This window comes from Amycolatopsis sp. 195334CR (assembly GCF_017309385.1).
In the GTDB taxonomy this organism is placed as follows: Bacteria; Actinomycetota; Actinomycetes; order Mycobacteriales; family Pseudonocardiaceae; genus Amycolatopsis.
In genome coordinates this window covers 1332401-1344621 of sequence record NZ_JAFJMJ010000002.1, presented here as the reverse complement: position 1 = coordinate 1344621, position 12221 = coordinate 1332401, and the positions used below count along the sequence as shown (strand labels likewise).

Annotated in this window: 12 protein-coding genes; 4 read left to right on the top strand and 8 right to left on the bottom strand. The window is 72.1% G+C overall.

The window, feature by feature from the left end; translation table 11 throughout:
- The first annotated feature begins 7 nt into the window (after window positions 1-7).
- A complete protein-coding gene (locus tag JYK18_RS29325; RefSeq protein WP_206806671.1) occupies window positions 8-1720 on the top strand; it encodes a CocE/NonD family hydrolase in 1713 nt (570 codons plus the stop codon).
- Here JYK18_RS29325 and JYK18_RS29320 read toward each other — a convergent pair.
- Window positions 1717-2631, bottom strand: coding sequence for a PHB depolymerase family esterase (locus JYK18_RS29320; protein ID WP_242582203.1), 915 nt, complete (start codon window positions 2629-2631; stop codon window positions 1717-1719). The genes JYK18_RS29325 and JYK18_RS29320 overlap by 4 nt on opposite strands.
- A 145-nt stretch (window positions 2632-2776) precedes the next feature.
- Here JYK18_RS29320 and JYK18_RS29315 point away from each other — a divergent pair, with 145 nt between their 5' ends.
- Window positions 2777-3511 carry a glycosyltransferase gene (locus JYK18_RS29315; protein ID WP_206806670.1) on the top strand — a complete coding sequence of 245 codons (735 nt, stop codon included), beginning with the start codon at window positions 2777-2779 and terminating at the stop codon, window positions 3509-3511.
- A 301-nt stretch (window positions 3512-3812) separates the two neighbouring features.
- Here JYK18_RS29315 and JYK18_RS29310 read toward each other — a convergent pair whose 3' ends face one another.
- The 7 genes from JYK18_RS29310 to JYK18_RS29280 are packed head-to-tail and all read right to left on the bottom strand — an operon-like array spanning window position 3813 to window position 10165.
- On the bottom strand, window positions 3813-4793 hold the full coding sequence (locus JYK18_RS29310; protein WP_206806669.1) for a transketolase family protein: 981 nt from the start codon (window positions 4791-4793) through the stop codon (window positions 3813-3815).
- Window positions 4790-5641 carry a transketolase gene (locus JYK18_RS29305; RefSeq protein ID WP_206806668.1) on the bottom strand — a complete coding sequence of 284 codons (852 nt, stop codon included), beginning with the start codon at window positions 5639-5641 and terminating at the stop codon, window positions 4790-4792. Before JYK18_RS29305 ends, JYK18_RS29310 begins: the two co-directional genes overlap by 4 nt.
- Window positions 5642-5695: 54 nt before the next feature.
- Window positions 5696-6376 carry a GntR family transcriptional regulator gene (locus tag JYK18_RS29300; RefSeq protein ID WP_206806667.1) on the bottom strand — a complete coding sequence of 227 codons (681 nt, stop codon included), beginning with the start codon at window positions 6374-6376 and terminating at the stop codon, window positions 5696-5698.
- Between the two features lie 17 nt (window positions 6377-6393).
- Complete coding sequence (locus JYK18_RS29295; RefSeq protein WP_206806666.1) at window positions 6394-6858, bottom strand: ribose-5-phosphate isomerase; 465 nt, start codon at window positions 6856-6858, stop codon at window positions 6394-6396.
- Entirely contained in the window at window positions 6858-8534 is a 1677-nt protein-coding gene (locus JYK18_RS29290) for a dihydroxyacetone kinase family protein (protein ID WP_206806665.1), read from the bottom strand. The genes JYK18_RS29295 and JYK18_RS29290 overlap by 1 nt, the downstream gene beginning before the upstream one ends.
- Window positions 8535-8543: 9 nt before the next feature.
- Window positions 8544-9317, bottom strand: coding sequence for an SDR family NAD(P)-dependent oxidoreductase (locus tag JYK18_RS29285; RefSeq protein ID WP_206806664.1), 774 nt, complete (start codon window positions 9315-9317; stop codon window positions 8544-8546).
- Between the two features lie 26 nt (window positions 9318-9343).
- Entirely contained in the window at window positions 9344-10165 is an 822-nt protein-coding gene (locus JYK18_RS29280; RefSeq protein ID WP_206806663.1) for a sugar phosphate isomerase/epimerase, read from the bottom strand.
- 186 nt (window positions 10166-10351) lie between these two features.
- On the opposite strand from JYK18_RS29280, the gene JYK18_RS29275 reads away from it, so the two are divergent.
- Both JYK18_RS29275 and gvpO read left to right on the top strand, forming a co-directional pair.
- On the top strand, window positions 10352-11698 hold the full coding sequence (locus JYK18_RS29275) for an MFS transporter (RefSeq protein ID WP_206806662.1): 1347 nt from the start codon (window positions 10352-10354) through the stop codon (window positions 11696-11698).
- Window positions 11699-11960: 262 nt separating this feature from the next.
- Window positions 11961-12215 (top strand): gas vesicle protein GvpO, encoded by a 255-nt coding sequence (gene gvpO / locus JYK18_RS29270; protein WP_206806661.1) that lies wholly within the window; start codon window positions 11961-11963, stop codon window positions 12213-12215.
- The last annotated feature ends 6 nt before the right edge of the window (window positions 12216-12221 follow it).

Genomic DNA, 12221 nt, shown 5'->3' with positions numbered 1-12221 from the left:
AGGAGAAATGCGCCGACGTTCCCGCCTGCTCCTGGCCGCCGCGCTCGTGCTCGTCGCGGCGGGGGTCGCCACCTTCCTGCTCGTCCCGGACCGCCCGGCCACCGCGGCGAGTTCGCTGGGTTCGTACCGGCCGGAGCCGGGGTTCACCGAGCGGGTGAGCGAGTCGTTCTACCTGCCGATGCGCGACGGGACCCGGCTGGCCGTGCGGCTGGAGCGGCCCGCCGCGCCCGGGCGGTTCCCGGTGCTGTGGCAGCACAGCCTGTCCATCGACCGCAAGCCCGAGGACGGCGCGGGCCCGAAGACCGGCGGCATCCAGACCATGCCGGAGCTGGCCGCGCACGGGTACGTGGTGGCGCAGGTCGCGCGGCGCGGCAACGGGCAGTCGTTCGGCGTCCGGCGCGGCTACAACGACCGGATCGAGGCCGCGGACGCCTACGAGATCACCGAATGGCTCGCCGCGCAGCCGTGGTCGTCGGGCAACGTCGGGGTGTACGGCTGCTCCAACACCGGTGACGCCGCGATGCACGCGCTGACCATGCGGCCACCGCACCTGAAAGCCGTGCTGGCCGGGTGCTTCTCGTGGGACAAGTACGACGCGTGGCGGGTCGGCGGCATCTCCGCGCAGTGGGGCTTCGGCCCGGCGCGCACGGTCGAGCAGGATCTGCAGAACCAGCCGGTGGACGGGGATCCGGACAAGGTCCTGCTGCGCGAAGCCGCACTCGAGCACCAGCAGTCCACTGTGCTCGCCGACCTGTGGCGCGGCATGCCGTTCCGGGACAGCCTTTCGCCGCTGGTGCAGTCGCGGTTCTGGAGCGAGGGCAGCGCGGGCAGTTACGCCGGGCAGCTCCGCGACGCCGGGGTGCCGGTGTACGTGATCGGGGGCTGGCGCGACGAACTCCGTGGGCAGGGCATCGCGGCCCTGCTCAACGTGCCGGGCTCGCGACTGCTCATCGGGCCGTGGAAGCATTGTGAGAACGCGGGTTTCGCGTTGGTCGAGGAGGCCCACCGGTTCTTCGACCAGCACCTCAAGGGCATCGACACCGGGATCACCGACGAACCGCCGATCCACTACGCCACCCCGTCCTCGGATCAGGCCGACGCCACCGGCCTGACCTGGAAGTCGTCGGAGAGCTGGCCCGCCGGGGGCACGCCGACGCCGCTCGGCGGGGACGGCGTGCTCGGCTCGGCCGCGCCCGGTACGCGCGGGTTCACCGTGTCGACCGGGGTGCGCTGCCCGTCGGATCCGGGCAGCGGTGCGGTCATCCAGCCGTGCCACATCCCCGGCAGCGGGACCGGCTGGACCGGCCCGGTGCTCGACCGCGACCGCGAGATCACCGGCACGCCGGTGGCCGAGCTGGCGGTGCGGGTGGACCGGCCGGACGCGCACGTGTTCGCCTACCTCGAAGACGTCGCCCCGGACGGCACCACCACGGTGATCACCGAAGGGCGGCAGCAGGTCTCGCTGCGCGCCGAGCACCCCGCGCCGTACGCGCTGCCCGAAGGCGTGCCGTGGCACCGCGCGTGGGCTCAGGACGCCGCGCCGGTGGCGGCCGGGGAGACCGCGCACCTGCGCTTCGCCCTGCTGCCCACGTCCTACTCGGTCCGGGCCGGGCACCGCGTCCAGCTGACCGTCACCGGGTACGACCCGCGCGAGACCGGGGTGCTGGCCGACGCCGAAGGGTCGCGGATCGAAGTGTCGGGTTCACTGGTCCTGCCCTAGACCACGCCGAAGAAGTTCAGGGCCTGGGCGGCCATTCCGGCGGACGGCAGGCTGTGCCCGGCGCCCTGGATGCTGTAGGCCTCGACCAGCGCGGTACCGGCTGGGTCGGCGTAACGACGGCGGTTCCAGTTCGGCTGCGGGGTGTCGGTGGAGGTCGGGGTCTGGCTCAGGCCGAACACGTTGGTCCACTGCTCGATCTCCTCCTGCAGCAGGGAGTACGGGACCAGCGTGTCGGCCGTGCCGTGCCACAGCTGCATCTTCGGGCGCGGGCCGGTGTAACCGGGGAAGGTCTGCCGGACCGCGTCGCCCCACTGCTGCGGGGTGCGGTTCATCGTGCCGTTGGTGCACTTGCTGCCCGGGGGCGGGAAGTCGGCGGCGTTGGCGAAGCAGTTGAACGGCACGCCCATGAAGGCCGCGCCCGCCTTGAACACGTCGGGGTACAGGGCGAGCATGTGGTTGGTCATCATGCCGCCGGAGGAGGAGCCGGTGGCGAACACGCGGTTCGGGTCGCCGCCGTAGGTCTGCTTGACGTGGTTCACCATCGAGACGATGGAGACCGGGTCGCTCCCGCCGCCGCGCTGCTTGGCCGCGGCCGACCAGGTGTCGAAGCACTTCCCGAACCCGGCCTGCTGCTGGGCGCTCGGGTAGATGACGACGAACCCGCGCTGGTTGGCGAGCGAGGCGAACTCGCTGCTGGAGTAGAAGCCCGGCCCGGAGCCACCGCAGCCGTGCATGGCGACGACGATGGCGGGATTGGGCGGGCGGGAGTCGGGTACGTAGACGTGCATGCGCATCCCGCCCGGGTTGGCGCCGAAGTTGGTCACCTCCACCAGGGAGGCGGCGGACGCCACGGGGGTGGCGAGGGCGATCAGCAGGGTGCTGGTGAATGCCACGAGTGCCGTTCTGATCATGGTCTGACCTCCGGTCGGCGGCCCCCTCTCGCCTGCTGAAGATAGGCACTTTCGGAACGGCCGTCAATAATTTGCCGGATGTTTTGGGAGCGCTCCCGGCTGGCCGGGTGCCGGGCCGGGCTTCGGCGGGTGGAAGGCTGGCGCGGTGCCGATCATCAGCGTCATCACCGCCGTGTACCGCGGCGGGCACCGCTACCTGCGGGAAGCGTACGACTCACTGGTCAAGCAGGCGCTGCCCGATGGCTGGGAGTGGCAGTGGTGCCTGCAGGAGGACGGCGACTCCGGTGAACCGCTCGCCGAACTGCCGCCGGACTCCCGGATTTCGTACGGCACCGGCCTGCCCGCCCGCACGGCGGTGGCCCGCACCATGGCACTCGCGCGGGCGCGGGGTTCGCTCGTCCGCACCTTCGACGCCGACGACCTCCTGCTGCCGGACGCCCTGCGGCGCGACATCACGGCGTTGCGTGACTTCGCGTGGTGCACCTCGGCGTGCGTCGACCTGCTGCCGGACGGGACCACCGAACCCGGCCCCTACGACCCACCGGACGGCCCGGTCACCCCGGGTCGGTTCTTCGAGGAGCACCGGGAGAACCGCCTGTCCGTGCAGGCCGTGACTTTCGCCGCCCACACCGGTCTCGTCCGGGCACTAGGTGGCTGGCCCGCCCTCACCGGCGCCGAAACCGACGGGCTGCTCTTGGCCGCCGAAGCCGTCTCGAATGGACGGTTCATCGCGGAGCCCAGCCTGCTCTACCGCAAGCACAGCGCCCAGACGACCGCGTCGGCCCGGTACTGGCACGACCCCGAACCCCGGGCGGCGGCGGTCCGCCAGCGGGCCGCCGCCCTCCACAAGTCCGGCTGGCGGTGGCAGCTTCCGGATTAGGCCGGACGCTACACCTCACCCGCCCCCCGAACGGCAGCACCTCCGCCAGCCCATTGCCACCGCCGGTCTCGGCGAGGGTGGCGCAGGCGTGCATTACGAGCGTCTCGTAGTCCGCGCCCGGCTCGACCGACGCACCCGCCACTCCCGGCTCGACCAGAACAGACGGTCCGCTCAGCCGGGACCGGCGTACCGGACAAGTCGACCGGAGCAGGCGCACCAGACGGCTCGACCGGAAAACGCGTGCCCGATGGCTCGGCCGGGACGAACGACACCGAAAAGGCCATACCGGAACCGTAGCCACCTACCCCAGTTCCGCCAGCACCTTTTCCACCACCCGGTCCGTCGCCAGGCCGTACCGGTCGTGCAGGGTGGGCAGCGCGCCCGCCGCCAGGAACTCGTCCGGCAGCGCGACCGGCACGATCCGCCCCCGCACCCCCGCCCGAACCGCCGCCGAAGCCACCGTTTCGAACAGCCCGCCCACTACGGTGTGGTTCTCCAGCGTCACCACCAGCCGGTCACCGGCGATCTCCCGGAGCACGGTCGCCGAGTCGAACGGCTTGATCGTCGGCGTGTGCACCACCGCGGCGTCCACCCGGTGCTCGGCCAGCGCCGTCGCCGCCGCCAGGGCGCGCATCGTCATCAGTCCACTTGAGACGAACACGACGTCGTTCCCGCCCCGCAGCACGGCGGCCTTGCCCAGTTCGAAGCGGTAGTCGTACTCGTCGAGCACCGTCGGCACCTTGCCGCGCAGCAACCGCAGGTACGTCGGGCCCGGCGCGGCCGCCAGCTGCGGGACCGCCTGCTCGATGTCCACCGAGTCACACGGGTCCACAATGGTCAGATTCGGCATGCCGCGGAAGATCGCGATGTCCTCGGTCGCCTGGTGACTGGGACCGTACCCGGTGGTCAACCCGGGCAGCCCGCCGACGATGTTCACGTTGAGGTTCGGCTCGGCGATGTCCAGGCACAGGAAGTCGTACGCCCGCCGGGCCGCGAACACCGCGTAGGTCGAAGCGAACGGCACCAGCCCGACCTCGGCCATGCCCGCCGCCGCGCCGAAGAGCAGTTGCTCGGCCATGCCCATCTGGAAGTACCGGTCCGGGTGCGCCTGGCCGAAGATGTGCAGGTCGGTGTACTTGCCGAGATCCGCGGTGAGGCCCACGACCCGCTCGTCGCCCTCGGCGAGCGCCGCCAGCGCGTGGCCGAACGGCGCGCTCGCCGTCTTCTGGCCGGGATCGGCGAACGAGGCGATCATCGCCGACGTGGTCAGTCGCTTCGTCATGCCGTCACTCCCTCGTCCAGCTGCCGGCGGCAGATCTCCCACTCGTGCTCCTCGATGCGCATGAAGTGCGCCTTCTCCCTGGTCTCCAGCAGCGGCACCCCACGCCCGATGCGGGTGTCGCACAGGATCACCGCGGGCGCGCCGTCCGGCCGGGCGCGTTCGGCCACCGCGTCGAACGCGGCCAGCAGCGCCGGGACGTCGTTGCCGTCCACCCGCTGCGTGAACCAGCCCGCCGCGGCCCACTTGTCCGCGACCGGCTCGGTCCGCAGCACCCCCTCGGTCGGCCCGTCGGCCTGCAGCGCGTTGATGTCGACCAGCGCGGTGAGCAGCCCGAGCCGGTGGTGCGCCGCGCCCATCGCGGCCTCCCAGGTCGACCCCTCGTCCAGCTCACCGTCGGAGAGGAAGTTGACCACCCGCGCTGACGAGCCGCGCAACCGCAGGCCGAGCGCCATCCCGACGGCGACGGTCAGCCCGTGGCCGAGCGAACCGCCGGAGATCTCCATGCCGGGCGTGTAGGTCGCCATGCCGGACATCGGCAGCCGGGACCCGTCCGCGCCGTAGGTCGCCAGCTCCTCGACCGGCACGATCCCGGCTTCGGCCAGTGCCGCGTACAACCCGATCGCGTAGTGCCCGGTGGACAGCAGGAACCGGTCCCGCTCCGGGTCGTCCGGGAGCACGCGGAGCTGGTCGCGGTAGACGGTGGCGAGCAGGTCGGCCGCGCCGAGCGCCTGCCCGACGTAGCCCTGGCCCTGCGCCTCGCCCATGGTCAGGATGTGGTGCCGCATGCGGTGGGCCGCCGCGGCGACGCGCTCGGCACGGGTGGCCGAGGGCGCGATCGATGCAGTCATGGTGACGTCGCTTTCGTGGCCCGGGCACGCGCCCGGGAAGGAACGGGATACCGGTCAGTTGCCGGTGAGATCGATGCGCGGCCGCGTGCGCACGGTGCCGAACAGCAGGGCCTGCGCGGTGGCGACCATGTGCTCGGAGATCACGCTCTGGGTCTTCACCGGGTCACCGGACTCGATCGCGGTGACGATCTCCAGGTGGCGGCCCGGGCTCATGTTGGACAGCGCGCGCTCCAGGCCGCGGTACATGATGCACATGCGGATCGGCCCTTCGAGCAGCTTCCACGAGCGCACCAGCGCGTCGTTCTCGCTCAGCTCGCACAGCAGTTCGTGGAAGGCGAGATCGGCCTCGATCTGCGCCTCCAGCGAGACCCGGGACGCCCGGGCCATCCGGTCCACCGCCGCGCGGAGCTGACGGCAGTGCTCCTCGCGGTAGTAGCTGGCCGCCAGCGTCTCGCCGGCCAGCGCCTCCAGCGCCGCCCGGACGGTGAAGGTGTTGATGATGTCCTTCTCGCTGATCGACCGGACCGTGACGCGGCCGCGTTCGCCGTAGGTGACCAGGCCCTCCTGCTGCAGCTGGCGGAACGCCTCGCGCAGCGTGCCCCGGCTGATCCCGAGCCGCTCGGCGACCTGCACCTCGCCGAGGTGGCTGCCGGGTGCGAACTCGCCGGTGGTGATGGCCTGGCGCAGCGTGTCGACGGCCATCTGCCGCAGGTTGCGGCTCGGCTCCTTCTCCACGCGCGGCCTCCCGCTCGTCAACACCGCTCGTACTCGCTGATCAACTCTACCTTCGCCGCGCTCGCCGAGCGCTCGTCGAAGGTGTAGCCCAGCCACTCTCCCACGAGCCGCCGCGCGAGTTCGAGCCCCACCACCCGCTGGCCGATGGCGAGCACCTGGCAGTTGTTCGACCGGATCGAACGCTCGACCGAGAACGAGTCGTGCGCGGTGGTGGCCCGCACGCCGGGCACCTTGTTGGCCGAGAGCGCCATGCCGATGCCGGTGCCGCAGACCAGCACCGCCCGGTCGGCCGTCCCGGCCCGCACGGCCTCACCCGCGGCGAGCCCGATCTCCGGGTAGGGCCGGTCCACGTCCTCGGCGCCCCGGTGGACGCCGAGATCGATCACCTCGGCCACGCGCGGATCGGCACGCAGGTCCTCGGCGAGGCGTTCCTTGTAGTCCAGGCCGGCGTCGTCGCAGCCGACCACGATGCGGTAGTCCATCACGTCCTTTCTCGCAGGTGTCCGGAGACGGTGCGGGCGATCAACGCCAGCGACACGGCTCCCGGGTCTGGCGTGCCGAGGCTGCGCTCGGCCAGCGGTCGGGCCCTTCCCTTGCGCGGCACCAGGTCCGCGGTGGCCCGGGCGGCCTCCTCGGCGGCCGTCGCGGCGGCCGCCCAGTCACCCGACTCGCGCAGGCCGCGCCGGAACGGCTCCAGGGCGTCGACCAGCGTCTTGTCCCCCGGCTCGGCGCCGCCGAGGTCCCGGACGCGCTCGGTGAACGCGCTGACCACGGCGTTCGCGTCGACCGCACCCGAGCCGCCGATGACCTCGCCCGCCGCACGCAGCCCGGCGCCCCACAGCACGCCCGAAGTTCCGCCTGCGCGGGCGGCCCACTCGTCCCCGGCGGCGATGAGGCAGTCCCCGGCACCGGCGCCCGCGTGCCACGCCTCCGCCGCAGCTGCCTCGGCGGCGTCGATCCCACGGGCCATGCCACGGCCGTGGTCCCCGTCGCCCGCCACCGCGTCGATCGCGCCCAGCTCGGATTCGGCTTCGTGCAAGGCTTTCCGCACCGCACGCAAGCCGTCGAGCAGGGCCGCGGCCAACTGCCGCGACTCCTCGGTCGCCTGCGCGAACCGGGGTGCGCGCTCCTCAGCCGCCACCTCTTCGACGGTTCCCGCGGTCTCGGGAATCGCGCCACGGCGGAAGGCCGGGGTCCACGCGGGCGCGGCCCACAGGCGTTCCAGCTCGTCGTCCAGCCACGTCACGGTCAGGGAAACCCCGGCCATGTCCAGGCTGGTGACGATCTCACCGACCTCGGGGTGCACCAGGACGTGCCCGGATTCGCGGAGCAGCCGGTGCACGTCCGTCCACAGCACGAGAAGTTCCTCGTGCTTGACCGAACCGAGGCCGTTGAGCAGGACGGCGACGCGTTCCCCGGCACCGGCGGGCTTCTCGTCGAGCAGCCGCCGGACGAAGTCCTCCGCCAGCTCGCGCGCGGACGGCCTGGGCACGTCCCGCAGCCCGGGTTCGCCGTGGATGCCCAGGCCGAGTCCCATCTGCCCGTCCGGCACGGTGAACAGCGGGGCGTCCGCGCCGGGGAAGGTGCAGCCGGCGAAGGCGGTGCCGATGGTGCGGGTCGCCGCGTTGGCCTTGCGTCCCACGCGGACCACGTCGTCGAGATCCATGCCCTCCTCGGCGGCGGCACCCAGCACCTTGAAGACGGTGAAGTCCCCGGCGATCCCCCGTCGTTCGCCGGCGCGGTCCGGTGGCGCGCTCGCGATGTCGTCGGTGACCACCACGTTCTCCACGCGGATTCCCTTGGCGCGCAAGCGTTCCGTGGCCAGGCCGAAGTTCAGCACGTCACCGGCGTAGTTGCCGTAGCTGAACACGACGCCCGCGCCGGAGTCCGCGGCCAGCGCCACCGAGCAGGCGTCCTGCGCGGACGGCGAGGTGAACAGGTTGCCCGACACCGCACCGTCGGCCAGCCCGGGTCCGATGACGCCGTAGAAGGCCGGGTAGTGGCCGGAACCACCACCGGGCAGCACGGCCACCTTGGGCCGCCGGTGCCGCCGGACCGCGCCGCCGGGTACCCGCCGCACGGTGTCCGCGTGCAGCAGGCAGAACCCGTCCAGCGCGTCCCCGGCGAACTCCGCCGGATCGTTGCTCAGGTAGGTCATTGTCCGTCCTTAGTGGAGGAACGCGCCACCGTTGATGTCGATGGTCGTGCCCTGCAGGTAAGCGGCGTCTTCACTGGTGAGCCAGGCGATCACGCCGGCCACGTCGGCCACCGTGGCCTGGCGGCCCAGCGGGATGCCGCGGAGGATCGCCGCCTCCAGCTCGTCGGTGGTGCCGACGCGGATGTCGGTGTCGACCGCGCCCGGCGCGACCGCGTTGACGGTCACCCCGGCGTCGCCCAGTTCACGGGCGAGCGCCTTAGTGAAGCCGAGGATGGCCGCCTTGGCCGAGCTGTAGGGGGTGCGGCCGAAGACCCCGCCGCCCTGCTGGGCCGAGACCGAGGACATGTTCACGATCCGGCCCCAGCCCGCCTCGATCAGCTCCGGCAGGAACGCCTTGGTGACCAGGTAGGTGCCGGTCGCGTTGACCGCCATCACTTTGTTCCACAGTTCGAGCGTGGTCTCCAGGAACGGCACCGGCGAGGTGATCCCGGCGATGTTGACCACCGCGCCGACCGCGGGCAGCCGCCCGGCCTCGACCTCGGCCCGCACGGCCTGGTGGGCGGCGAGCACGGACGGCTCGTCGGCCACGTCCACCCGGTGGGCGAAGGCCGGGGCACCGGTCCCCGCGGCGATCTCGCGGGCGACCTCCCGCGCGGCGGGCTCGTCGAGGTCGAGCACGGCCACGGCCCAGCCGTCGCGGGCGAGCCGGGCGGCGGTGGCCTTGCCGATGCCGCGCGGGGCACCGGCCCCGGTGATCACGGCCGTGCGCTGGGTGTCGGACATCCTTGTCGTCTCCTTGGTTCTCGGTTTCACAGGCCGGCGATGTAGGCCGCGGCCCGCATCGCGGCCGCCGGTCGTTCGTGGTCGGCGACGTCCCGCGTCTCCAGCTCCAGCGAGCACCGCCCCTGGTAGCCGGTAGCGCGGAGGGCGGCGAAGGTGGCCGGGAAGTCGACCACGCCGTTGCCGATGCTGTGGTTGATCCGGCCTGCCTTCGCGTCACGCAGGTGGACGTGCGCGACGCGGCCCGCGAACCGTTCGGCGTAGGCCGCCGGATCACCGCCGGAGGCGACGATGTGGCTGGTGTCGAGCACCAGGCCGACCGCCGGGTCCAGCCGGTCGGCCAGCTTCGCGGCCAGGTCGGTGTTCCAGCACAGGCGGAAGAAGTGCGGTGCCTCGACCCAGATCGCCACGCCGTGCCCGGCCGCGGTCGCCGCGGCCCGGTGCAGCTGGGCGGCGACGAGGTCCACATCGGACTCCAGGGTCACGATCGGCTCGTGCGACAGCGCCCCGCACGGCAGGACCAGCGCCTCCGCACCGCAGGCCGCGGTCAGGTCGAGCAGGCGCCGCAGGTGGGTGTCCCTGGCGCGCCGCCCGGCTTGGTCCAAGGGGCGGTTGAGATCGCCGATGTCGCCGTTGACCGAGCGGACCCGCAGCCCCGAGCCACCGACCACCGCGGCGACCTCGCGCACGGCGTCGTCGGTCAGGTCGTACGGGACGTGGTCGCACACGCCCGGCAGCGCACCGAGGTCGACCTCGGCGAAACCGCACTCGCCGATGACGGACAGCGCCGCCTCGACCGGCAGGTGCCGGAAGCTGATCGTCGAGCAGCCCGGCCATCCGGTTCGGTCCATGGTGGGCAATGTTAACAGAGAACTGTCGACAGACAAGGTTTCGCTGGATATCGCAGTTACAGATGCACTTTGTCCGGATATCGCTGTTGACAGAGGATGCTCCGAGTCGCACGATGGCCACCATTGTTAACAGGCTGGCGGACACGGCCTACCGTGGAGACCGCCCCTGGCAGAGAGGCAATCGACATGCGCAACGAAGCGCTCACCCCGCGCGGCCCGGTGCACGGCACGGCCGACGCGCGGCGCGTCGCCTGGGGCTCCACCGCGGGCGCCGTGATCGAGAGCTACGACTTCATCGGGTTCGGCACGGCTGCGGCGCTCTACTTCGGACCCGCCTTCTTCCCCCAGGCGTCGCCGGTCGTCGGCACCCTGTCGGCGTTCGCCACGCTCGGCGTCGGGTTCGTCGCCCGCCCGGTCGGCGGCATCATCGGCGGCCACCTCGGCGACCGGATCGGCCGCAAGCCGGTGCTGGTCGCGTCGCTGATCGTGATGGGGCTGGCCACCTTCGCCATCGGGCTGCTGCCGACCTACGCGACGGCGGGCGTGCTCGCCCCGGCGCTGCTGGTCACCGTGCGGATCATCCAGGGCGTGGCCTACGGCGCCGAATGGGGCGGCGCGATCCTGATGACCTACGAGCACGCGCCGTGGCGCCGCAAGGGCAGGTTCACCGGGGTGGTGCAGGCCGGGTTCCCGATCGGGCTGCTGCTGGCGAACCTGGTGTTCCTGGTGTCGGTGAACCTGGCCGGCGACTGGGCGTGGCGGGTGCCGTTCCTGGCCAGCCTGATCCTGGTGATCGTCGGGCTGGTGGTGCGCGCGAAGGTGCCCGAGTCCCCGGTGTTCGAGGACGTGCGCGATCGCGGTGACCTGGTGAAGGCGCCGATCGCCCAGGTGCTGCGCGAGGACTGGCGCAACGTGCTGCGCGGCATCGGGCTGCGGATCGCCGAGACGGCCGGGTACGCGGTCGCCATCACCTACCTGATCTCGTACCTGAAGTCGGAGAACCTGGCCAGCAGCGGCGAAACGATCATGGCGCTGTGCATCGCGTCGGCGATCGGCGTCGGGGCGACGATCGCCTGGGGGAGCCTGACCGACCGCATCGGGCGGCGCCCGGTCTACGTCTGGGTCACGCTGTTCGCCGCACTCTGGGCGATCCCGATGTTCCTGCTGGTCAACACCGCCTCGCTGATCGCCATCGTGGTCACCATCGTGGTGTCGTACGCGGTCTGCCAGAACGCGCTCGCCGGGGCGCAGGGCGCGTGGTTCCCCGAGCTCTTCCAGGCCCAGACCCGATCCTCGGGTGCTTCGCTGGCGTACCAGATCTCCGCGATGATCTCCGGGGTCACGCCGTTCGTGACCACCCTGCTGTTCCTGTGGCTGGGCTGGCTCGGGCCGGCGCTGCTGTTCCTGGCGTACTCGGTGCTGGGGCTGGTGACCGCGCTCGTGACACGCGAGACGTGGGGCGCTTCCGAACGCGAGGCCGCCGCACGCGCCACGGCGGACACCCCGCTCCCGGTCCCCGCCCCCAGCCGGTGACGGCCGCCGTGATCACGGACCCGGCGAAATTCCGCGATGAATTTTCCTGGGGCCCGCTGGCGGGGTGATCATTCCCCCGGCCGCAGGGCGCGGCTGCGCTGATCCGCCTACCGGCCATCGTGGACGGTACGTCCCGGCCGCCGATGTCCCACCCCCTGTCCCGTAACGAAATCCCGCCGGGTTCGATCTCGCCGCTGAGATGGGAAGTTCGTCGCACGAGCCACCGCACCCGCCCTCCGGCGCACCCGAGCCGGCGGCACCGATGACGGCCGCGCACGCGATCCGCGCCGCCCTCGCCCAGTTCCAGGCGCTGACCAGCCGGGAACCCGATGGCGTCACCGGGGTGCGGAAAACACCGGAGGGCGGCTGGTCCGTCCTGGTCGACGTGGTCGAGCTGGAACGGATCCCGGCGACCACCACGGTGCTGGCCACCTACCGGGTCGACGTCGACCCGGCCGGGGAACTGCTCGCCTGCGAGCGGTTGCGCCGCTACACCCGTGGCACCACCGACCTGTGAGGTTTA